At 67.1% G+C, this 22871-nt stretch carries 19 protein-coding genes; 13 read left to right on the top strand and 6 right to left on the bottom strand.

The features are described from left to right. Positions 1 to 84 precede the first annotated feature (84 nt). Entirely contained in the window at positions 85 to 693 is a 609-nt protein-coding gene (locus IPK27_20305; GenBank protein ID MBK8069867.1) for an arylesterase, read from the bottom strand. Here IPK27_20305 and IPK27_20310 point away from each other — a divergent pair. The 3 genes from IPK27_20310 to IPK27_20320 all read left to right on the top strand — a co-directional run bounded on the left by IPK27_20310 (position 692) and on the right by IPK27_20320 (position 4303). Then, the gene (locus IPK27_20310) at positions 692 to 1372 is read left to right on the top strand and encodes an ABC transporter ATP-binding protein (GenBank protein MBK8069868.1); all 681 of its coding nucleotides are present in this window, start codon (positions 692 to 694) and stop codon (positions 1370 to 1372) included. The two genes, IPK27_20305 and IPK27_20310, sit on opposite strands and share 2 nt — an antisense overlap. Further along, positions 1369 to 3846, top strand: a complete 2478-nt coding sequence (locus tag IPK27_20315) for a hypothetical protein (protein MBK8069869.1) — start codon at positions 1369 to 1371, stop codon at positions 3844 to 3846. The genes IPK27_20310 and IPK27_20315 overlap by 4 nt, the downstream gene beginning before the upstream one ends. Before the next feature lie 127 nt (positions 3847 to 3973). After that, positions 3974 to 4303, top strand: coding sequence for a PilZ domain-containing protein (locus IPK27_20320; GenBank protein MBK8069870.1), 330 nt, complete (start codon positions 3974 to 3976; stop codon positions 4301 to 4303). A gap of 123 nt (positions 4304 to 4426) precedes the next feature. Here IPK27_20320 and IPK27_20325 read toward each other — a convergent pair whose 3' ends face one another. From IPK27_20325 to IPK27_20340, 4 genes are all read right to left on the bottom strand, one after another. After that, positions 4427 to 4786 carry a DMT family protein gene (locus IPK27_20325; protein MBK8069871.1) on the bottom strand — a complete coding sequence of 120 codons (360 nt, stop codon included), beginning with the start codon at positions 4784 to 4786 and terminating at the stop codon, positions 4427 to 4429. Next, complete coding sequence (locus IPK27_20330) at positions 4783 to 6918, bottom strand: EAL domain-containing protein (GenBank protein ID MBK8069872.1); 2136 nt, start codon at positions 6916 to 6918, stop codon at positions 4783 to 4785. Before IPK27_20330 ends, IPK27_20325 begins: the two co-directional genes overlap by 4 nt. Continuing rightward, positions 6918 to 7844, bottom strand: a complete 927-nt coding sequence (locus tag IPK27_20335) for a phosphate/phosphite/phosphonate ABC transporter substrate-binding protein (protein ID MBK8069873.1) — start codon at positions 7842 to 7844, stop codon at positions 6918 to 6920. Before IPK27_20335 ends, IPK27_20330 begins: the two co-directional genes overlap by 1 nt. A gap of 91 nt (positions 7845 to 7935) precedes the next feature. Further along, positions 7936 to 11091, bottom strand: coding sequence for a sialidase (locus tag IPK27_20340; protein MBK8069874.1), 3156 nt, complete (start codon positions 11089 to 11091; stop codon positions 7936 to 7938). Here IPK27_20340 and IPK27_20345 point away from each other — a divergent pair. Then, the gene (locus tag IPK27_20345; protein ID MBK8069875.1) at positions 10992 to 11882 is read left to right on the top strand and encodes a hypothetical protein; all 891 of its coding nucleotides are present in this window, start codon (positions 10992 to 10994) and stop codon (positions 11880 to 11882) included. The two genes, IPK27_20340 and IPK27_20345, sit on opposite strands and share 100 nt — an antisense overlap. On the opposite strand, the gene IPK27_20350 is transcribed toward IPK27_20345, so the two are convergent. Continuing rightward, entirely contained in the window at positions 11837 to 14179 is a 2343-nt protein-coding gene (locus IPK27_20350; protein ID MBK8069876.1) for a hypothetical protein, read from the bottom strand. The two genes, IPK27_20345 and IPK27_20350, sit on opposite strands and share 46 nt — an antisense overlap. A 117-nt stretch (positions 14180 to 14296) precedes the next feature. On the opposite strand from IPK27_20350, the gene kynU reads away from it, so the two are divergent. From kynU to IPK27_20395, 9 genes are all read left to right on the top strand, one after another. Beyond that, a complete protein-coding gene (kynU, locus tag IPK27_20355; GenBank protein MBK8069877.1) occupies positions 14297 to 15625 on the top strand; it encodes a kynureninase in 1329 nt (442 codons plus the stop codon). Beyond that, complete coding sequence (locus IPK27_20360; protein ID MBK8069878.1) at positions 15622 to 16983, top strand: FAD-dependent monooxygenase; 1362 nt, start codon at positions 15622 to 15624, stop codon at positions 16981 to 16983. Before kynU ends, IPK27_20360 begins: the two co-directional genes overlap by 4 nt. Next, positions 16983 to 17768 carry an RNA methyltransferase gene (locus IPK27_20365; protein ID MBK8069879.1) on the top strand — a complete coding sequence of 262 codons (786 nt, stop codon included), beginning with the start codon at positions 16983 to 16985 and terminating at the stop codon, positions 17766 to 17768. The genes IPK27_20360 and IPK27_20365 overlap by 1 nt, the downstream gene beginning before the upstream one ends. A 232-nt stretch (positions 17769 to 18000) precedes the next feature. Further along, positions 18001 to 18873, top strand: coding sequence for an acyl-CoA thioesterase II (gene tesB, locus IPK27_20370; protein ID MBK8069880.1), 873 nt, complete (start codon positions 18001 to 18003; stop codon positions 18871 to 18873). A gap of 16 nt (positions 18874 to 18889) precedes the next feature. Continuing rightward, a complete protein-coding gene (locus IPK27_20375) occupies positions 18890 to 19633 on the top strand; it encodes an arginyltransferase (protein ID MBK8069881.1) in 744 nt (247 codons plus the stop codon). Between the two features lie 137 nt (positions 19634 to 19770). Next, positions 19771 to 20313, top strand: a complete 543-nt coding sequence (locus IPK27_20380; protein MBK8069882.1) for a GspH/FimT family pseudopilin — start codon at positions 19771 to 19773, stop codon at positions 20311 to 20313. A gap of 7 nt (positions 20314 to 20320) precedes the next feature. Continuing rightward, the gene (gene pilV, locus IPK27_20385; GenBank protein ID MBK8069883.1) at positions 20321 to 20851 is read left to right on the top strand and encodes a type IV pilus modification protein PilV; all 531 of its coding nucleotides are present in this window, start codon (positions 20321 to 20323) and stop codon (positions 20849 to 20851) included. 20 nt (positions 20852 to 20871) lie between these two features. Next, positions 20872 to 22194, top strand: a complete 1323-nt coding sequence (locus tag IPK27_20390) for a prepilin-type N-terminal cleavage/methylation domain-containing protein (GenBank protein ID MBK8069884.1) — start codon at positions 20872 to 20874, stop codon at positions 22192 to 22194. 32 nt (positions 22195 to 22226) lie between these two features. Further along, positions 22227 to 22871: a hypothetical protein gene (locus IPK27_20395; GenBank protein MBK8069885.1), complete on the top strand. Its 645-nt coding sequence runs from the start codon at positions 22227 to 22229 to the stop codon at positions 22869 to 22871.

Raw genomic sequence — 22871 nt, forward strand, 5'->3', positions numbered from 1 at the left:
CATCGCGGGTCAATCGGCTTCGAGTGGTGTCCTGAGGCCCCACAGCCCAAGCGGATATGCGGTCTCAGTTTTTCAGCCGCGCTTTCAAGGCAACACCGGCTCCAACCACGCGAGCACCCGGTCGCGGATCTTCGGTTGCACTTCTGCCGTCGGGTGCACCTGGTCTTCCTGGAAGTTGGACAGATCGTGCGCGATGCCGTCGAGCAGGAAGGGCAGCAGCGGCAGGTCGTGTTCGGCGGCGAGGTCGCTGTAGACCTTGCGCATGCGGCTGCGGTAGGCCTCGCCGTAGTTCGTCGGCAGTTCGATGCCGATCAGGGCGACCTTCGCGCCGGCGTCACGCGACAACTCGATCATGCGCTTCAGGTTCTCGCGCAGGGCGGGAAGCTGCAGGCCGCGCAGGCCGTCGTTGGCGCCGAGTTCGATGATGACCAACGCCGGTTTGTGCTCGGCGAGCGCCGCCGGCAGTCGGGTCAAGCCGCCAGCGCTGGTTTCGCCGCTGATGCTGGCGTTGATCACGCGGTAGCGGCCGGGGTGACTTTCGGCCAACTTGTCATCCAGCAGTTGCACCCAACCTTGCTCGATGGGCATGTTGTGTGCAGCACTCAGGCTGTCGCCAAGCACCAGCAGGGTCGCGGGCGCAGCCGCCAGCGGCGGGCACGCCAGACACAGGAACAGGAGCAGGAATCGCCACATGAATGTCGCCACCGCTGGGATCGTCGTTGCCGAGCACATTAGCAAACGGGTGAGCACCGCCGCAGGAGAGCTGTCGGTGCTCGAGGCCATCGACGTTCAGCTGGCAGCGGGCGAGAGCCTGGCGATCGTCGGCGAATCGGGATCGGGCAAGACCACCCTGCTTTCCCTGCTCGCGGGACTGGACCAGCCCAGCGATGGGCGCATCGCGCTGTTCGGCTCGCCGCTCGCCGGGCTGGACGAGGACGGGCGCGCGGCGCTGCGCCTGGGCCGGGTCGGCTTCGTGTTCCAGGCCTTCCACTTGCTGCCGAGCTTCACCGCGCTGGAGAACGTTGCCGCGCCTTTGGAACTGGCCGGCCGCGACGATGCGCTGGGCCGCGCGCGCTCCGCGCTGGAACGCGTGGGCCTCGGCCACAGGCTCGACCACCTCCCGCGCCAGCTCTCGGGCGGCGAGCAGCAGCGGGTGGCGCTGGCGCGCGCATTCGCGATCGGCCCGCGGTTGCTGTTCGCGGACGAGCCAACGGGCAACCTCGACCAGCAGACCGGCCAGCGTGTCGCCGATTTGCTGTTCGACAGCAACCGTGAGAGCGGCACCAGCCTGATTCTGGTCACGCATGATCCGCGCCTGGCCGCGCGCTGCCAGCGGCAGATCCGCCTGGAAGCCGGGCGCCGCGTCGCATGAAGATCCTTCAAGTGTTGTGGCGCCATGCGCAGCGCGAATGGCGCGCCTCCGAGCTGAAGCCGGTCCTGGCAGCCCTGCTGGTCGCCGTCGCGGCGGCCACTGGCGTGCTGGCCTTCAGCGAACGCATCGAGCGCGCCCTGGCGCAGCGCAGCGGCGAGCTGATCGGCGGCGATGCGGTCATCGCCTCGCGCCAACCCTTGCCACAGGCGCTGGTCGATCAGGCCAGGGCCGCGGGACTCAAGACCAGCGCGGTAATCTCCTTCCCTACCGTGCTGTTCGCCGGCGAAGCCAGCGTGCTGGTGGAGATCAAGGCCGTTGGTGCCGACTATCCGCTGCGCGGCAAGCTGATGGTGGACGACGGCGGCGAACTGCCCCCGCAGCCCGCCAGCGCCCCGGGCGCCGGCAACCTGTACCTGGATGCGCGGGCGCTGCAGGCGCTGGACCTCGCGGTGGGCGCCGACGTGGAGATCGGCAACGCGAAGCTGCGCGTCGCCGGCGTCCTGGTCGAGGACCCGGAGGGCGCCGGCAGTTTCCTGACACTGGCGCCGCGTGCACTGGTGCGCGACGCCGATGTCGCCGAACTGGGCCTGCTCGGCCCGGCCAGCCGCGCCTTCCACCGCGTGCTGCTGGCCGGCCCGATCGAGGCAGTCGAACGCTACGCCGAACGCATCAAACCGCAACTCAAGGGCCAGCGGCTGACGCTCGCGCGCGACGCCGAGCAGCAGCTGGCGAACGTGGCGCGGCAGACACGCGCCTTCTTCGGCCTGGCCGCACTCGCGGTGTTGTGGCTCGCGGCGCTGGCAATCGCGCTGACCGCGCGCCGCTACACCGAGGCGCGCCGCGAGGTGGTGGCGCAGCTGCGCTGCTTCGGATTGTCGCGCCGGCGCATCCTGCTGCAGCTGGGGGCCACGCTCGGCATCTACGGCCTGCCGGCGATCGCGCTCGGCATCCTCGCCGGCTACGGCCTGCAGTCGCTGATTGCGCTCGGTGTCGGCGCGCTGTTCACCGAGACCCTGCCAGCGCCAGGTGTGAAGCCCGCGCTGCTCGGCGCGCTGGTCGGCGTGCTCGCCTACCTGAGCTTCACCCTGCCCGCGCTGTCGCGCCTGGCCGGCACGGCCCCTTCCAGCCTGCTGCGCCAGGTCGAAGATCGCCTGGGCTGGCGCGAGTGGGTGGCCTATCCGCTGGCGCTCGGCGTGCTCGCCTTTGCGGTTTTCCTGCTTACCGGCGAAGGCCAGATCGGCCTGATCGCGATGGCCGGCATGAGCGCGCTTGCAGGCGCCTTGGCGGGCGTGCTCTGGTTGCTGCTGCGGCTGGTGCGGCGACACCTGCCGGGGCGCAGCTTCGTGGTGCGCCAGGCCCTGCGGCAGTTCGCTTCGCGTCCGGGCACGACGCTGCTGTCCTCGGTGTCGCTGGCGCTTGCGCTGGCGGCGGTGTTGTTGCTGGGTGTGGTCTCCGGCGACCTGGTCAGCCAGTGGCGGCGCGGCCTGGGCGTCGATACGCCGAACCGCTTCCTGCTGAACATCCAGCCGGAGCAGGTCGAACCTCTGCGCGCCGAACTCGAAGGCATCGGCGTGCCGGCGCCCGAGTTCTTCCCGTTCGCGGTCGGTCGGCTGGTGGCGGTCAACGGCGAGCCGGCAACCGCCGACCGCTTCCCGGATCCGCGGGCCGAACGCTTCCTCGACGGCAATCTCAACCTGTCCTGGAGCGAGCGCCTGCCGGAGGCCAATCAGATCGTCGCCGGCCAGTGGTGGGGTGAAGGGGATGAGGTGTCGATCGCCGAGAGCTGGGCGCAGACTTTTGGCCTGATCGTTGGCGACCGCGTGACCATCCGCGTCGGCGAGCGCGACATCGAAGCGCGCATCAGCAGCGTCCGCAAGGTCGACTGGGACTCGTTCCGGGTCAACTTCTTCCTGCTGTACAAGCCGCAGACAGTCGCCGGCCTGGAGAGTACCTGGGTGACCAGCGTGCGCACCGATGCAGCCCAGGGGCACCAGCTTGGGCCGCTGCTGCGGCAATACCCGAACGTGACGCTGATCGATGTCGAAGCCCTGCTGACGCGCATCCTCGGCGTGGTCGATGCAGTCATCCGCAGCCTGGCCACGATCTTCTGGTGTGCCCTGGCGGCCGCCTCCTGCGTGCTGCTCGCTGCGCTCTCGGTCAGCGCCGGTGTGCGCCGCTTCGAGAGCGCGCTGTGGCGCAGCCTTGGGGCCTCGCAGCAGACCTTGAGACGCACTTTGTGGCTCGAATTGGGCGCGGTCGGTGCTCTGGGCGGCGGCTTTGGCGGCCTGGCTGCGCTGGTCACCGGCTGGGCGCTCGCCGAACGGGTGTTCCGCATCGGCTACAGCGCGCCCTGGTGGCTGGTCGTGGCCGGCGCGGCGCTCGGCGCGCTGCTGTCGCTGATTGCCGGCTGGGTCGTGCTGCGTGGCGTGAACGCAGTTCCACCGGCGACCACGCTGCGCGCCGGATCGGCCTGACCGGCGGAGACTCAGGGTAACCGGGGCCACAGCGGCCCCGGCCGAGCCCCAGTTCACATCTTGACGCTCGCCGGCTTGTACCGCCCTGCGGGTGGGCTTATGGTGTCTCCCAGGCATGGAGGGCAGCATGGTTCAGGGCTACGAAAAACGCCGGCATCCGCGCACCGAGATCAGCGCCGTGGCGATCCTCGTCGCGACCGCCCGCGGCGGCTTCCTGACCAACGCACTCGACATCTCCGGCGGCGGCGCACGCGTCGCGCGGCCATTGGCCTGGAAAGACCCCGCGCAGCCACCCTTCCGACTGTTCTTCATCTTCGACCAGGACACCGTGGTCGATGTCCGCGCCACCCTCGTCCGTGCCGGCGACGACCACCTCGCCTTCCAGTTCGAATCCGGCCAGCCCGATGAGATCGACCAGTTGCTCTACGAGACCCGCTTCATCGCGCAGGCGGTCTGAGGCAGAAGCGGTGAGTGGTGCGCGCGGCTGCGCCGCGCTCAGCAGTGAGTGGTGAGTAGCGAAGGCACGGGATCCCGGATGGCCGCTTTTGCCACTCACCACTCACCACTCACCACTCACTACTCACTGCTGTCCGGGCAGGAACATGAAGTACGCCGCCAGCGCGATCAGGGCGAAGGCAAGGAAGTGGTTCCAGCGCAGGCTCTCGCCGAGGTAAGTCACCGAGAACACGCAGAACACGCAGAGGGTGATGATTTCCTGGATGGTCTTGAGCTGCGCCGCGCTGTAATGGCCGTGGCCGATGCGGTTGGCCGGGACCTGCAGGATGTACTCCGGCAGCGCGATCAGCCAGCTGACCATGATTGCGGTGACCAGCGTGGTGGTCTTGAACTTCAGGTGCCCGTACCAGGCGAAGGTCATGAACACATTGGAACCGAGCAGCAACAGGATCGGCAGCCAGGCGGCGGTCGGCCAGCTGCTCATGTCGCGCTCGCCTCGCTGCTGAGGTGCACTCGCGCGGGGCGCCGGACCAGTTCTTCCGGACTGACCGCGGCGCTCATCCAGAAGCCCTGCGCCAGATCGCACCCACGGGCGCGCAGCAGCGCGAACTGGGCCTCTGCCTCGACGCCTTCGGCGATCACCTGCATGCCCAGCGAATGCGCCATCGCGATGATTGCGCTGGCAAGCGCCAGGTCTTCTGGATCGCTGAGGATCTCGGTGATGAAGCTGCGATCGATCTTGACGCCGTCGACGCGCGCGCGGCGGAGGTGACTCAAACCCGAGAATCCGGTGCCGAAATCGTCCAGCCAGACGCGTACGCCGGTGGCGCGCAACTGGCCGAGCGCGGCGAAAGCCAGTTGCTCGTCGTGCAACAGGCTGGACTCGGTCAGCTCCAGGTGCAGCAGCCCCGGTGCCAGCCGCCTGCGTGCGAGGGTCGCGCTCACGCGCTGGCCCAGATCGTGCCGCTGCAACTGACGTCCGGACAGGTTCACCGCCACCGACATGCCCGGAAGCATGGACTGCCATGCCTGGCAGTCGGCGCAGGCGCGATCGAGCACCCACTCGCCCAGCGCATCGATCAGGCCGCAGGACTCGGCGATCGGCACGAAGATCGAAGGTGGCACATTGCCCCGTCGCGGGTGATTCCAGCGCAGCAGGGCCTCGGCACCGACCAGCATGCCGTTGGCGAGGTCATGGATGGGCTGATACGCAACCGCCAGTTCACCCGCTTCGAGCGCTTCGCGCAGATCGTGCTCCAGGCCAAGACGTTCTTCCGCCACCTCGGTCAGGTGGCCGGCGAAGAAGCGGTAGCAGCTCTTGCCCTGCTGCTTGGCCTGGTACATCGCCAGATCGCCATGTTTCAGCAGCAGTTTGGAGCTGTGTGCATCGTCCGGGAACACGGTGATGCCGATGCTCGCTCCGACCAGGATCGAATGCCCGCCAACGACGAAGGGCCGCTTCAATTGCTCCAGCAGGCTGCGCGCAGCCTGCTGGCCTGCCGCGCGGGCATCGACACCGGGCACCAGGGCGACGAACTCGTCGCCCCCGAGTCGCGCAAGGACCGGCGCGGCCTGCCCGTTCGAGCCGATGAGTGCCTGCTTGAGGCGCCCGGCGAACTCGATCAGCACATCGTCGCCCGCATCGTGCCCCAGGGTATCGTTGATCCGCTTGAAATCGTCGAGGTCGACGAACAGCAAGGCGATGCCCTGCCCTTCGCTGCGCCTTTCGATGATCGACTCGTCGAGCAGTTCGCGGAACATGAGCCGGTTCGGCAACCCGGTCAGGCTGTCGTGATAAGCCAGCTTGCGGATGTCGTGATGATGGCGACGCACCGAGTCGCTCATCCGCGAAAAGGCGCGGATCAGCTCGCCGAGCTCATCCCGGCGGGCGCTTTCCGGGTGTGCCTCGAATTGCCCGCGTTCGATCGCGCGCGCGCTCACCGCCAGCTCGCGGATCGGCCGCACGAGCCCACGCGCGACCAGCCAGCCGGACAATGCCACCCAGGTCAGCAGGATCAGCACGCAGATCGCAATGACATGGGCCGGACCGGCGAAGGCCTGGCGCAGGCGCTCGCGCGCGCTGGAGGCCTCGCGAGCCAGCGAATGCTCGGTGCGTGCCAGCGACAGCCCCACGCGGACGCCGCCCAGGCGCAAGTCGCCGATGGCGATCGGTGCGCTCGCGTCGACGCCGACGCTGGCCCATTGCACCTGCGGCTCGCCGGCTGCAATCGCCGCCGCCGCCAGGGGATCGTCCATCACCTGGCCGAAACGCGGAATGTCGCGGGTGCCGTCATGCAGCAGGCGGCCCTGGCCATCGTAGACCAGGACATAATCGACATCCGGCTGGTCCAGCGCCGAGCGCACCACCTCGCGCACGGTCATCAGATCGGTGTAATAGACCGGATTGGTCAGTGCATCGGCGAGAAAGCTGGCGAGTTGTACGCCGCGCTCGGAGAGCGCCTTGCGGCCCTGATCGCGCATCGCGCTCTCACCCTGCCGCAGCACATCGCCCATCGCGCGCGAGCTGCTGTTCCAGGCGAAGCCGAGCACCACGATCCACAGGAGCGTGGTCGCCAGCAGGCTGAGCACGAACTTTCCGCGCAGGCCGAGCGTCATCATTCGATCTCCGCACGCACCCGACGCACGCCGTCGCGCAGGTTCTCGAGCGCTGCCCAGGTGAGCTGGTCGACCTCGTCGAAACGCTCGGTGCGCAGGTAAGCATCCAGCGCCGGTCGCGCGGCAGGGTCGTCGTGCGCCGCCAGCAGGATCTCGCGCAGGCGCTGCTCGATGGCCGGGTCGAGGCCCGCGCGCACCAGCTCCAGGGCACGCGGAAACTCCCGGCTCTGGTGGAACACCACAAGTTCGGAGGCGATCGCCGGCGATGCCTGCTGCAGTTCCTCCCAGTCCTGGTTGCTGAAAGCCGCGGCATCCACCAGGCCCTTCTGTACCCAGGTCACCAGGTTGCTCTCGGAACGGGCAAACACGTAGCCGACGAACTCCGGCGGCGGCTTGTCCAGCGGTGAGGCCTGGATCGCCAGCGGAATGCCGTGATTGAGCAGGATCGCCGCCGGCACCAGGTAGGCAGTGGTCGACATCGGATGCTGCAGCCCGAGCGCCCTGCCCTGCAGGTCCTCGATGCCATGGATGCCGCTGTCCTTGCGGGCGAAGAATACCGAGCGGTAGTCGAACAGGCCGCCACGCCGGGAGCGCAGGAAGATCCGGGCGTTGGCGCGCTCGGCGAAACCCAGCGCGGCACCGGACGTCTCGGTGATCCAGTCGACCTTGCCCTGGCGCAGGTAGCTGACCATCTGCTGCGCGTCGCGCGCCATCAGCACGCGGCCGTCGCGGATGCCGAGGTCGGCCATCTTCGGAACCACATAATCCAACAGCGGCTTCAGGCGTTCATAGTGCGCCTTGGGATCGTCGCTGACCCGTCCGAGAACCAGGGTGGACTGGCCGGCCTGCGCCAGCACGGGCAGCCAGCACCACAGCGCCAGCACGGACAGGGACAGGATTCGATCAACCGAGCACGGGCGGCTCATCGGGACGGAGCGGCGGAATCGGAGGATCGAGTATAGGCGGCGCAATCAGCAAAAGGCGGCGCCCGCGCGCTGCGGGCGCCGCCTCGGTTCCTCAGTACATCCGCAGGTTGGAAAGCGGATGACGGTAGTACTTCTTCGGCGCCGAGAACCCACCCGCATTGCCGTCGGAACTGCGCGCATCGGCGGCTGCCGGCATGGGCCCCTTCGGCGGCCATGCCAGCTCCGGCAACTTGCGCTGCTGCAACTGCTGGTTGATCTTCGGCAGCGACTTCTGGCTCAGCTGGTCGAAGCTGGCGGTGACGCGGCCCAATTCCCCTTCGAGTACAGCGATGCGCTTGATCAGTGTTTCGGCCGGCTTGCCGTCGTAGCCCAGGATCGCGCTGTAGAGCATGTCGGTGTGCTCGCGCAGGCGCTCCTCGCCGGTGATCGCACCGCCCTCGGTGGTGGCGACGATTTCCTTGCGGATCGCTTCGGCATCTTCGACAAAGGTCTGCAGCCCGCTGCGCAGCTTGTCCGTTTCCGGCAGCTGGCCGGCGATTCCGCCCGCCATCTGCTGCAGGAAGCCGATGCGGTCGGTCAGCGCGGTCATCCGGCCGAACAGCGCGTGCACACGCATCGCGGCATCGAACTGCTGCTGGCGGTCGGCAACGGTGTAATCGGCGCGGCTGTCCAGGCCCACCTCGATCCGTGTCTCGTAGACCTGCTTGTTCTTGGTCAGGCGCACGGTGTACGTGCCTGGCATCACGCGCGGACCCTGGGTGCCCGCGAAGGCAATCTGGGCCGCCTTCGGCACGCGCGGCGGCTTGACCCGCATCGACCAGGTGACCCGGTTGATGCCGCGGCGCTTGCTCGCCGGGATCGTGTCGATCACGGTTCCGCTGCTGTCGAGGATCTCCAGCTTGAGGTCGCCGAACAGGTGGCGGGTACGCTGGTAGTAGCTGATCACCGCGCCGCCGGGGGCATTCGGACCGACGAACTTGGCATCGCCATCGGACCAGCCGCCGACACCACCGATGCGCTGCTGCACCGGTCGCGAGGGCAGGAAGGCCGCTTCGGCACTCAGGGTCTGCGTGCCGATGCTGCGCAGCGGGGTCAGGTCGTCGATGATCCAGATGCCGCGGCCGTGGGTACCGATGACCAGGTCGTGCTCGCGTTCCTGGACTGCGATGTCGCGCACCGCCACGGACGGGAAGTTGCCGCCCTTGAACTCGGCCCAGGTGACACCGCCGTCGATGCTGATCCACAGGCCGAACTCGGTGCCGAGGTAGAGCACGTCCGCGTCCATCGGATCCTGGCGCAGGACGTGCGCATAGCCGCGGATGCCCTGGCTGGCGGAAGCGATGCGCTGCCAACTGCGGCCGTAATCGCGGGTGACGAATGCGTGCGGCTGCATGTCGCCGAAGGTGTGGCGGTCCACCGTGATGTAGGCGGTGCCTTCGTCATGCCGCGAGGCCTCCACCCACGAGATCCACGAACCCTTCGGCACGTCCTTGAGGTTCTTCGCAGTATTGGTCCACGACTTGCCGCCATCGCGCGTCAGCTGCACATTGCCATCGTCGGTGCCGGCCCAGATCAGGTTGCGGTTCTTCGGCGATTCGCTGATCGCATAGATCACCGTGTGCATCTCGGCCGAGGAGTTGTCGACGGTGATGCCGCCGGACTTCTCCTGCTGCTGCTTGGCCGGGTCCTGGGTGGACAGGTCCGGCGAGATACGCTCCCAGGTCTGGCCCTGGTCGCGGGTGCGGAACAGGAACTGCGAGCCGAGGTAGATCGTGCCCGGATCATTCGGGCTCTGGTGGATCGGCGCATTCCAGTTGTAGCGCAGCTTGACCTTCGGGTCGTCGGATTTCGGCTGGATGTCGCGCGCCTGCTTGGTGCGGCGGTCGATGCGCGCGATGTTGCCGCCCTGGTACTCGGCGTAGACGATGTTGGGGTCGCGCGCATCCGGGATCACCCAGAAGCCGTCGCCGCCGTACAGGTTCTCCCAGCGGGAGTTGCTGACGCCGCCAGGGTAGGAGGACTCGGCCACCCAGGAACTGTTGTCCTGCAGGCCGCCATACACGCGGTAGGGATCCTGGTTGTCGACGGCGACGTGGTAGAACTGGCTGATCGGCAGGTTCTCGCCCTTCCACCAGCGTCCGCCGCCATCCTTGCTGTACCAGATGCCGCCGTCGTCGCCCAGGATGAGGTCCTTGGGGTTCGCCGGGTTGATCCAGATGTCGTGCGAATCCGCATGGGTGGAGCCGGCCGCGTCGGAGAAGCTCTTGCCGCCGTCCTCGCTGACAATCAGGCGCAGGTTCATCTTGAACAGGCGGTCGGCATTGGTCGGGTCGACCACCAGGTTGGCGAAGTAGAACGGGCGCCAGACCATCATCTGGCTCTTGTCGCGCTGCTCCCAGGTCGCGCCGCCGTCGCCGGAGCGATACAGCGCGCTGTCCTTGCCCGCCTCGATGAAGGCGTAGACCACTTTCGCATCGGAGGGCGCGATCTCCACCTCGACGCGCCCCCAGGGCTTGGCCGGCAGGCCCGGGAAGCGCTTGGCGTCGAGTTCGCTGAAGCTCTGGCCACCGTTCTCGCTGAGGTACAGGCCGCTGCCGCTGAGTGCCTTCTCGCCATCGCCGCCGGAGCGGAAAGTCCAGCCCTGGCGCCGGAAGTCCCAGGTACCGACCATCAGGCGCTCGGGATTGGTCGGGTCCAGGGTTAGGCCCGAGCAGCCGGTGGAGAGGTTCGGGCCCTTCAGGATCAGCGACCAGGTCTTGCCGCCGTCCACCGTCTTGTACAGGCCGCGGTCTTTCGAGTCGCTCCACAGCTTGCCCGGCGCGCAGACGTAGGCCACATCGCCATTCTTCGGGTGCACGATGATCTTGGTGATGCGCTCAGTCTCGGGCAGGCCGAGGTAGCTCCAGCTCTCGCCGCCGTCGGTGGAGCGGTAGACGCCGTTGCCGATCGACACCGAATTGCGGGTCCAGCTCTCGCCAGTGCCCACCCAGACGTTCTTCGGGTTCTGCGGATCGAGCGCGATCGCGCCGATCGACTGCACCGGCTGCTTGTCGAACAGGGGCTTGAAGCTGGTGCCGCTGTCGATCGACTTCCACACGCCGCCGCTCGCGGCGCCGACATAGATCGTGGTCTTGCCGTCTTCCACGTGTGCGGCGAGCGCCAGAACAGCGCGTCGTCGATGTCGACATTGACCTCGGCCTTTTCGACCGTGATCTTCTGCCCGCGACGACCGCCCTTCGGGCCGGATTCCATCGCGAACGGCAGGTAGACGCCGCCAACCTTCTCGTAGTTGCCGAGTTCGGTTTCCATCTCGGTCTCGACCCCACGGCGCTTGCTCTGGTCCACCACCAGGATCTCGAGGAAGTAGTCCGGATCCAGATAACGGTACTGCACGTCGCCGTTCTTCAGGCTGATCTTCAGCTTGTGCGCCTCGGTGCCGTCGACATCCTCGGTGCCGAGGTACTCCACCTGGTGCCCCTTGGCCTTCCAGTCGACCAGCGGGCCGTCGAAATCTGCCTGCACCTGCAGGCCCTTGGAATCCTCGGCGCTCATGCGTTCCGGATCGCGGCGGCCCTGGAAGGGATTGATCGTCCAGGCCTCCTTGCCATCGTAGGCGGTGACCTGGGTCAGGCCCTGGATGCTCGCTTCCATGCGCAGCTTGGCATCGCGCTCATTGAAGCTGACGATACCGAGGTCGATGCTGAAGTCGCCGCCGGAGAAGTTCATGCGCCCGGTGGACTTGATCGACTGGATCGCGCGGATGGCTTCGAGGCCACCGCGTGCTTCGATGTTCTTCGCGACGAGTTCGTCGACAGTGAGCGCGTGCGCGGCGGATGCGCACGCGCCGAGCATGAGCGCCAACAGCAGATGGGAACGCATGGATGGCTCCGGTTCGGGAAGGATGGACGACCGCCGGTGGGCGATCGCTGGACGCGCCGCGACGCTACGCCGTGCACATCTCGTCCACACCGGCCAGAAGTCACCCGGTCGATCTACTCGAAGCCATCGTCGAACAGGGAGTCGATACGCACGCTGTAGGCCATGCCTTCGAGCGGGTTGGCGATTCCCTTGGCGGGCGCACCGATCACGACGTTACCGGTGGTGTCCGCTGCCAGCGCGCGGCCGAAGGCATCGCCCCCGGCCGCATCCGTGGCGAACCACTGGGCGACCTCACGCCAACCGACTGCATCGCGCTCGAACACCAGCACGCGACCGCTGCCGCTGGCGCCGCTTCGGTCGAACCCGGAAGCGCCGAGGTAGGCACGCGATCCGGCCAGCGCCACGGAAATTCCGGCCAGTTCGCCGGGTTGTGCCAGCGAAGCGCGCAATTCCCCGTCCAGCGCGAGGGTATCCGCGCGATAGACATAGGCAGCGCCGCGCGCCTGCAGGCCATCCTGGAAAGCGCCGACCATCAGCCTCTCGCGGTCGCTGGCGACCGCAAAGCCATAAGCCACGTTGGATGCCGGCTGCGGTGCCCGGAGCACGCCCGTCAAGGACCAGGCCCCGCCATCGCGCTGGTAGGCATAGGCCGCGCCGGCAGCCTCCGGACCTGGTTCGACAGTCATCCCCGGCGCGCCCACCAGCAAGCGCTCTGCGTCGATGGCCACGCTGGTCCCGAAGTAGCCCAGGCCGTTCTGGGTGGGAGGGTCGATGCGCGCCTGCGCGACCCAGGTCCCGCCCTGGCGCACGAACACATGCACGGCGCCCTGCTCCAGCGCGATGTCCGAGTCGCCGCGCGCGCCGACGACCAAGGTGTCGCCATCGAGTGCCAGCGCGAAACCGAAGTAGTCCCCGGGATCGCCGGTGGCATCGGTCAGCTTGGTGTCGAATACCCAGTCGCCGTCCTGCCGCCGGTACAGGTAGGCCGAACCCTGGTCGACATTGCCATTCACCACATCCCAATAGGCACCGACCGCGAGCCAGTCGCCACTGACATCGACCGCGATGCCAAAGCGGTCTTCGATCTCTGCATCCGGCGCCACCAGGCGCCCACCCGGCAACCAGGCCTCACCGACCCGGCGGAACCAGTGCGCGGCGCCGGCATCGGCACCCGCCTGGGTGTCTTCGACATAAGCGCCGGCGACAGCGATGTCGCCATCCACCGCCACCGTGGTGGCGAAGCGGTCGAACATCGCACCATCGCCGTTGTCGAGACGTGCAACCGCCACGTATTCACCGCCCTGGGGCTGCATCCAGTGCACTGCGCCCTGCCCGCGGTTCGGCCCCACCTGGTCGAGATCGGCGCCGACCAGCAACCCGTCGCCGGCCAACGCGACCGAGGCACCCAGCCGATCTGCATTGCCACCGTCGAGCATCTCGACGCGGTCGATCTCGACGAACTGCGCGCCACTGCGCGCGTACACCAGCAAGAGCCCCTCGGCACCATTGGCGCCCACCGCCGCCACCGCCGCGCGCTGGCTCCCGAGGGCCAGCGCGTTGCCGAAGCGATCGCCCTGCACCAGGCCGGAGGCAGGCATGGCGCCGGCGGCGACCCAACCGTCGCCGTCCTTCGTCAGGATAAAGGTCGCACCGGCAGCGGAACCCGGCGCGCCGGCCAGCGCCACGCCGTTGTCGATCACCAGCGCGGCGCCCAACTCGGACTGCGGGGCGCCAGTCAGCGGAACGCGTACCGCATCGTTCCAGACCGCGCCGACCAAGCGGCTGCTGTAGACCGCCCCGGTTCCATCGGCGTCCGGCGCGCCAATCAGCAATTCGCCATCGGCCATCGCCAGGGCGGCGCCGAATCGCGCCCCGACTCCGCCGCCGGGGACGATCAGCGTGCGCCGAAACTCGAAAACACCGCCACCAACATGCCGGTACAGATCGACCGCATCGGCCGCGGGCACGCCTACCGCCAGCTGGTCCTGCCAGAGGGCGACGGCCGCGCCGAAACGCTCGCCCTGCGAGGGTATCTCGGCTGACAGCAACTGGCGCTGTTGATAGCCACGCTCGGTCCGCTGGTAGATGAAGACGCTGCCGGCCTCGGTTGCCAGCGCTACGCGCCGACGCGGCGCGCCAATCGCGAGCAGATCGCCGGCCGCGGCCACGCTGACGCCGAAATTGTCGCCATCCCCGCCGGCAGGCTCGGGCCAGAGCTTCTGGCTCTGAATCCAGTGGCTGCCCTCGCGCCGGAACACACTCGCCGATCCTTGGGCGACGCCGAAGGTGATTCCGGCAGCAGGCAGGGTATCTCCATAGGCACCGATCACCGCGTATTCGCCCACGATCACGCTGGCGATGCCGAAGTTGTCCCCCGACGCGCCGTCGCCCTGCGTGGGCGGTGGCATGCGTCCATCGATCAACTGCGCGGGCTGCGCGGACAGGCTGGCGGGCAAGCACCATCCCCCCAGAGACAGGGCGACCCACCACCCCAGGGCACTCACAAATTTTCGCATCTTGCGTCGGTCTGGCCAGGCTGCGCGCAAGCATGGCACGCCGACACCGGGACTCGCATGCCACGTCGAGCCACTGGCGCAAAACGCGTAACATCCCGCCGCCCACGCCTGCAGAGTGACGCCGTGACTGCCCACCCGCCAGCCCCCGCCGCAGGCCTGCCCCTGCCCTCGCTGCGCGACGAGTTCGCGATTCCGGTGCATCAGGGTGACCCGGTGGCCTACTTCTGCGGCAACTCGCTGGGCCTGATGCCGCGCGCGACGCCGGCGGCGCTCGAGCGAGTGACCGAACAGTGGCGCCTGCATGCGGTGGAAGCGCATTTCACCGATGCGGACGCCTGGATGCCGTACCACGAACTGGTGCGCGACGGACTGGCGCGGCTGGCCGGCGCGAAACCGTTGGAAGTGGTGGCGATGAACACGTTGACCACCAACCTGCACCTGATGATGGTCAGCTTCTACCGGCCGGTTCGCCAACGCCGCAAGATCCTGATCGAAGCGCGGGCCTTCCCGTCCGATCGCCACGCAGTGGCTTCCCAGATTCGCTTTCACGGGGGCGACCCGGCCACCGACCTGATCGAACTGGCGCCGCGCCCAGGCACGCACACCATCGACATCGAACAGGTCGCCGATGTGTTGCAGCGTGAAGGCGAGCGTATCGCGCTGGTCCTGTGGCCCGGCGTGCAATACGCCAGCGGCCAGCGCTTCGACCTCGAGGCGATCGCAGCCCTCGGCCATGCCCAAGGGTGCGCGGTCGGCTTCGACCTCGCCCACGCGATCGGCAATGTGCCGGTGGACCTGCACGCCAGCGGCGCCGACTTCGCGGTCTGGTGCAGCTACAAATACCTCAATGCCGGGCCCGGCGCGATTGCCGGTTGTTTCGTGCATGAGCGGCATGCGCAGGCGGACCTGCCACGCTTTGCCGGTTGGTGGGGCCACCAGCAAGCGACCCGCTTCCAGATGGGCCCGGAATTCATCGCGACACCCGGCGCCGAAGGCTGGCAGCTGTCCAATCCCTCGATCTTCTCGCTCGCGCCGCTGCGTACCTCGCTGGCGCTGTTCGACCGGGTTGGCCTGACCGCCCTGCGCGAGCGCTCGGTCGCGCTGACCGGCTGGCTGGCCGACGCGATAGACGCCGAGTTGCGCGCGCACCTCGAAATCCTGACGCCCGCCGACCCCTGGCAGCGCGGCTGCCAGCTCTCGCTGCGCGTGCGCCAGGGACGCGATGCGGGTCGGCGGGCCTTCGACCAGCTGTCACGCAACGGCATCGTTTGCGACTGGCGCGAGCCGGACGTCATCCGCGCCTCTCCGGTGCCGCTGTACAACGAGATCGACGACTGTCGCCGGCTGGTTGACTGCCTGGCACGGCATTTCGGGAGCATGGCATGAGCGCGCCCATCGTGATCGCCGGTGCCGGTCTCGCCGGCGCGCTGCTGGCCGCGCAACTGGCCAGCGCCGGTCACCGGGTCGCGCTATACGAACGCCGCGGGGACATGCGGCGCGTCCCGGTGGCCGCCGGGCGATCGATCAACCTGGCGCTTGCGGCGCGTGGCTGGGAGGGCTTGCGCCGCGCCAACGCCACGCAGCAAGTGCTGGAGTACGCGCTGCCGATGCGCGGCCGCATGCTGCACGACCGCACTGGCCAGACCCAGTTCCAGACCTATGGCCTGAACGCCGACGAGGTGATCTGGTCGGTGCACCGGGGTCATCTGAACCAGACCCTGATCGATGTGGCTGCGGCAGCCGGGGCCGAATTGCATTTCCACACCGCACTGCACTCGGTGGATTTCGATGCGCGCCGGGCGCTATTCGTCGACGAGCGCGACGGAAGCCAGCAAGCGGTGGCTTTCGACGTGCTCATCGGCGCTGACGGCGCGGGCTCGGCCGTGCGTGCCGCGATGGAGGCGGAGAAACCGCTCGGGCAACACACCGATTTCCTCGACCACGGCTACAAGGAGCTGACCATCCCGCCGCTGGCTGACGGCGGCCCGGCGCTGAGCCCGGATGCTCTGCACATCTGGCCGCGCGGCGGCTACATGCTGATCGCACTGCCAAACCCGGACCAGAGTTTCACCGTAACCTTGTTCCTGCCGCACGAGGGTGAAATCAGTTTCGCCAGCCGGTCGGATCCGCAGGCGGCGCGCGAATGGTTCGCGCAGGATTTTGCGGATGCGCTGGCGCTGATCCCGGATTTCGAACAGCAATACCGCGAGCATCCGGTCGGCATCCTCGGCACCCTGCGCTGCCCGCACTGGCGGCGCGGCGATCGCGCGCTGCTGATCGGCGATGCGGCCCACGCGATCGTGCCCTTCCACGGCCAGGGCATGAACTGCGCCTTCGAGGATTGCGTGGAACTGCTCGATTTGATCGAGACCCGTACCCGCCAGGGGGCGGTCGACTGGGAGCGCTTGTTCGCCGACTTCGAGGCAGCCCGGCGCCCGAATGCGCACGCGATCGCCGAGATGGCGCTCGAGAATTACATCGAGATGCGCGACTCGGTGGCGGATCCCGGCTACCAGTTGCGGCGGCAGCTGGAACTGGCACTGGCCCAGCGCCTGCCGGGGCACTTCATCCCGCGCTACAGCATGGTCATGTTCAACTCGATTCCCTACGCCCGGGCGCGTGAACGCGGCGAGCTGCAGCGCGCGCTGCTGCAGGAACTGACGGCTGGACACTCGTCGCTGGACCAGATCGACCTCGAGGCGGCCGCCGCGGCGGTGGCGCAGCGACTACCCAAGCTCAGCTGATGACATCGTCGGAACCCGCCTTTGGCGCCGAGGATCTGCTGCGCCCGATCGAAACGGTGCTGATGCAGACCTCGCATCCGGGCAACATCGGCTCCACCGCGCGCGCGCTCAAGACCATGGGGCTCTCGCGCCTGTGCCTGGTCGACCCCTTGCGCTTTCCCGATCCGGAAGCCACCGCGCTGGCGTCGGGCGCCGAGGATCTGCTGGACGATGCGCGCGTGGTGGCCACGCTGCCCGAGGCCCTCGCCGAGGCGCGGATGGTCTTCGGCAGCAGCGACCGCCGGCGGGGTATCCGCATGCTCGAAATCGGCCCGCGCGAGTTTGCGCGCCTGGCCCTGGACGCTGCCGCGGTCGGTCCGGTCGCGGTGCTCTACGGCACCGAGCGCACCGGCCTGACCAACGAGGAACTGGAACTGTGCCAGTACCTGGTGACGATTCCGGCGAACGCGGCGTACAGCTCGCTGAACCTCGCCAGCGCGGTGCAGGTGCTGGCCTACGAACTGCGCCAGGAGGCGCTGTCGCGTTTGGCGGTCGCGCCCGACCCGGACCCGCATGTGCCGGCGCCGAACGAGCAGCTGGAGCGCTACTTCGCGCACCTGGACGAGACCCTGGAGCTGATCGGATTCTTCGGCGACCGGGTCTCGGTCAAGATCATGCGTCGCCTGCGCCGGCTGTACCAGCGCGCCATGCCCGACGAACGCGAGTTGCAGATCCTGCGCGGGATCCTGACCGAAACCGCCATCGCCGTCCGCGGCCGGCAGCCGCGCAAGCACCGCGACGGGTGAGTTCCTCAGCGCGGACGTCGATCCTGGCTGCACCGTCCGGCGCGAAAGAGCGTTGGACGCAAAGTCCGCAAAGGGGAAAAGAAAGGACGCAAAGGAGAGCAAATGCTGCAGAACCATCCGGACCTGAGTTTTTGCGACCTCTAATTCCTCTGCGTCAACAACAGGGTATCGCGGACGTGGCACCAGTCTCACCTGCCTATACTGACCGCCATTCCCGCCTGTCCCCTGCCCCATGACCAAAGCCATCGTCAGCGAGCTCGTCGAATTGCTGCAGCTGGAGCGTATCGAGGAAAACCTGTTCCGCGGCCAGAGCCGCGACATCGGCACGCGCTTCGTCTTCGGTGGCCAGGTCCTGGGGCAGTCGCTGGCGGCCGCGCAGCGCACGGTCGAGGGTCGCGTGGTGCACTCGATGCACGCCTATTTCCTGCGCGCCGGCGACGTCGAAGCGCCGATCGTCTACGAAGTGGATCGCAATCGTGACGGCAAGAGTTTCAGCTCGCGCCGGGTGGTGGCGATCCAGCACGGCCAGCCGATCTTCACCATGGCTGCCTCGTTCCAGGATCCGGAGGACGGCTTGACCCACCAGTTGTCGATGCCGGACGTGCCGCCGCCGGAGGACCTGGCCGAGCCCGAACCGCTGGACGCCGGGACACTGGCGAAGATTCCGCCGAAGCTGCAACGCTGGGTCACCAGCAAGGGGCCCTTCGAATTCCGCCACGTCTACCCGCGCGACGAGTTCAAGCGCCCCAAGCGCCCGCCGTTCCAGCATGTCTGGTTCCGTCTGGTCGACCGCATCCCGGACGACGAACTGCTGCATCGCGCGCTGCTCGCCTACGCCTCGGATTTCCACCTGATCGGCACCGCGACGCTGCCGCACGGCATCAGTTACCTGCAGGGCAATGTGCAGATGGCCAGTCTGGATCACGCGATGTGGTTCCACCGCGCGTTCCGCGTCGACGAATGGCTGCTGTACTCCTGCGACAGCCCGTCGACGCAGGGCGCACGCGGGCTCTCGCGCGGGATGATCTACGACCGCCAGGGCCGGCTGGTGGCGTCGACGGCGCAGGAAGGGCTGATCCGGCTGCTGCCGGAATCCGTCGCCTGATCTGCATACACCCGACATGAGCGGCGACAGCATCCGACTCTATCGCACCGCCGAACATGCATGCGGTTACTTCGCAGGGCGGCGATCGCAGAACCTGGTGCTGGATCCGGAATCACCGCTGCTGGCGCAACTCTACGGACGTGCGCTGGCACATGGCTTCCGGCGCGCCGGCAATGTTGTCTACCGCCCTGATTGTCCGGGCTGCGGCGCCTGCGTGCCCTATCGCATTCCTGTTTCCCGCTTCAAGCCCGACCGTGCCCAGCGGCGCGTGATGCGGCAAAACCAGGATCTCGAAGTGAGCTGGCTCCCCGCGCGCGCTGGCGTCGAGCATTACCAGCTCTATCGGCGCTACCTGCGAGGACGCCACGCAGACGGCGGAATGGACGACGCCACCCAGGAGGACCAGAGCCGCTTCCTGCTGAGCCAATGGGCCAACACGCACAATCTCGAACTGAGATGCGCCGGGGAACTCATCGCCGTTGCCGTGACCGATGTGGTCGCCGATGCCATCTCCGCCGTCTACACCTATTACGCACCCGAGCTATCCAGCCGATCCCTGGGGACGCAAGCGATCCTGCAACAGATTGCATATTGCCGGCAGCAGGGGCTCGCCCATGTCTACCTCGGATTCTGGATCGAAGGCCATCCGAAGATGGACTACAAGCGCCGTTTCGGCCCTGCGGAGGTGCGCGTCGGCGACCGCTGGGAACCGATGGACCCGCCAGCCCGGGCCGCCCCCCGGGGCACCGCGCCGCCATGATCGGCGCGCCGCAAGGGCGCAGCCGCCGCGCGCATGCCGTTCGTCCGCTCTCTGCTACCTCGTGACCGCACAGGCTTGCGACCCGCGCACCGCGTGACTAGCGTAAGCTCGTGAGAATCCAATCACCCGGAACCAACATGGGCACTGCCAACAACCCGCCAACCCGCAAGCGCCGACGGGCCGCGGGTTTCACGATGGTCGAACTGATGATCACGCTGGCGGTGATCGCCATCCTCATGGCGGTGTCGACACCGGCCTTGCGCGAACTCAACATCCGCGCCAATGTGACCTCGACCACCAACGACATCGTCATTGCGCTCAATCTGGCGCGTTCCGAAGCGGTCAAGCGCGGCCGCCTGGTATCCGTGGTTGCCAACGGCGCTGACTGGAGCAACGGCTGGACCGTGCAGTCGGACGATGGCACGGTACTCAGCTCACGCAATGCCGTGGCCGACAATTACCGCGTGCTCGGCGCGCCCACCGGCGCCGGCGCCCAGACCGATCGCGTCATCTTCACCGGGACCGGTGCCCTGTCCGTGGCCACCGCCTGGGACTTCAGCATCTGTCGCCCCAGCTTCTCCCCCGACAGCACCCGCTCGCGCCGGGTCATCGTCACCGCCACCGGCACCGTCCGTTCCCGCCGCGATACCACCGGCTCCCCGGCCGGTGTCTGCACCTGATGCCGCCATGAAAAGAACGAACTTCCAACGCGGATTCACCCTGATCGAAGTAATGATCGCCCTGCTGATCTTCAGCCTCGGACTGATGGGCATGGCGGGCCTGATGGTACTGTCGGTCAAGACCAACCAGAGCGCCTACCTGCGCACCCAGGCGTCATTCCTGGCGCAATCGATGGCCGACCGCATGCGCGCCAACATGGGCCAGATCAACGCCTACAACGGTACTTACAACTACAGCACCGTCGGCAGCGATCCATGCGCGTCCGGCGCTGCCTGCCCGCCAGTGACCCAGGTGGTGCGCGACCGGGTGTTGTGGAGCCAGTTGCTGGTCGATTCACTGCCGAATCCCACCGCCGTGATTGCCTGCAACGGCGCCGTCCGCGGTACGGCCGTGCACGCGGGAGCGTCTCCCTACGACGGTCTGTGCACCATGACTGTCAGTTGGGATGAAACCACGCTCCAGCGCGGACAGCGCGGCGCAGCTCCTGCCGCTGCCACAGCCGACCTGCAGACCTTTGCCTGGGTGTTCCAGCCGTGACTTCCTTGCCGACGACCGCCATGACCGCTCACCGCCGCGCCGCTGGCTTTACCCTGATCGAACTGATGATCGCGATGGCCATTGGCCTGATCGCAATGCTCGGCATCATCAGCCTGTTCGGTGGCACCAACCGGACCAACAAGCTGCAGGAGGGTCTGGCGCGCCTGCAGGAGAATGGCCGGTTCGCAGTGATGCGGATCGAATCGGACCTGCGCATGGCCAGCGCGCAGTACTGCAGCGACTATGTCGGCAATCGATTCACAGATGCGGTGGCGCCATTGTGGGCGGACCGGGTTCCGTTTGTTTATGCGGCCAATTTGAACCTGCCGGATTCCGGTGGAATGCGCAGCGTGAATCCGATTACCGGCGCACGCTCCACCGTTGACGCCACAAATGTCTACGCGCTAAGTACGCGCTTTTTTAAACAGGGATTCACTTGTACCACCGGGACCACCTGTACGCCGACGCTGTGGAACACCGGAATGTTTCCGCCGGCCGGACTGGCCGCGGGTCGTCGCGTCCCTAACAGTGACATCCTGACCCTTCGCTATCTCCGCGGAACCGGGTGGCCCATCTCCGGTGCCGGCAACTGCGTGACTGGCGGCAATATCACGCTCGCGCCGCAACCGGGCGACGATCCACTGAACTTCCCAGCGGCGGCACCGTCGCTGGCACTACTGAGCGATTGTGGGTCACCCAGCATTGTTCCAATCTCAGCGGCAGCGGGGAACACCTTGACGGTGGGAACAATCATCGGGACATCAGCAGTAGCGTCCTGCCAAGCTCTCGGCGAACGAGATATCCGCGTGTTCAATTTTTCCACCGACTTCGTTACGGTCACCTACTATTTGGCCTTCAGGGCCAATGACAATCCGGACGCACGCCCGAACGCGGGCGGGTTGCGGTTGGTGCCCACCCTGATCCGACGTGAAAACGGCGTCGAGCAGGAACTCGTACGCGGCGTAGACCGACTGGACGTGCGCTATGGGGTCCGCGACAACGTCGGGAACCTACGCTACCTGACCGCTGCACAGGTCGACTCGCGACTCGGCAACACGCTGATCTGCCCACCCAAGGCCGGCGGTGTCGCGCCATCGCCGGACGACCAAGCGGCCATGGAACCGGGCTGCTTGTGGCGCTCAGTTCGACGAATCGAAATGTACCTGCTGGTCAACTCCGGCGACGAAGTCCCGGTGATGGATGACATCGGGCGCTCCTATCGCTATCTGGGCGTCGACGTCGCGCCGGCCCAAAACACGCCGCTGCCGTCGGGTCTGCTGCACAACAACCTCCCGCGACGGGAGTTCGTCGCGCACACCAGCGCACGCAACAAGAACCCTTGAGCATGTCAATGAAAGCCCCGATGAGAATCTTGATGAACGCACGATCGTATCGGCGCCAGCGCGGCGTCGTTCTTTTTCTGGCGATGATTTTCCTCGTCTTGTTGACCATTCTCGCAGTAACCGCGAGCAGCACCTCGGTGATGCAGGAACGGATGACCGGTGGCATGCGTAATCAGCAATTAGGTCTGATGGGCGCCGAATCTGCTGTGCGAGGTGCTGAGGATTTCCTCTGGAATACCGAGTTCAACGCAGGATCGCCACTACCGCCATGCATCGACACCAGCGACGGTAGCGACTGTGTTTACAAACCTAATCCTGATGGAACTTTGAATCCTGTCGTGCAGCGTTTCCGCACCTCGCGCGACTGGCTGGATCCAGCCACCGACGGTGCACGCGCTTATCCGCGCGCCCTGACAGCACTCACCGGAAGTGGTGAAACTGCAAGTCTCGCGGAACAGCCCCGCTTCATGATCGAGTATCTTGGACTAATGCCTGGGCCATATCGCCCCAGCGGCGGCGAGGATCCCTCCGGCCCTGCGCGGCCCGGCGAGCACGTACTGTACAGAATCACTGCGCGCAGCCAAGGTGGCACAGATGCTGTTGTTCGCGTAGCCGAATCCTACTATTCGGCCATGAACCTGACCAATATCAACTCCAACCCGGAACCGGCGCCATAG

It is taken from the genome of Rhodanobacteraceae bacterium, assembly GCA_016713135.1.
In the GTDB taxonomy this organism is placed as follows: Bacteria; Pseudomonadota; Gammaproteobacteria; order Xanthomonadales; family SZUA-5; genus JADKFD01.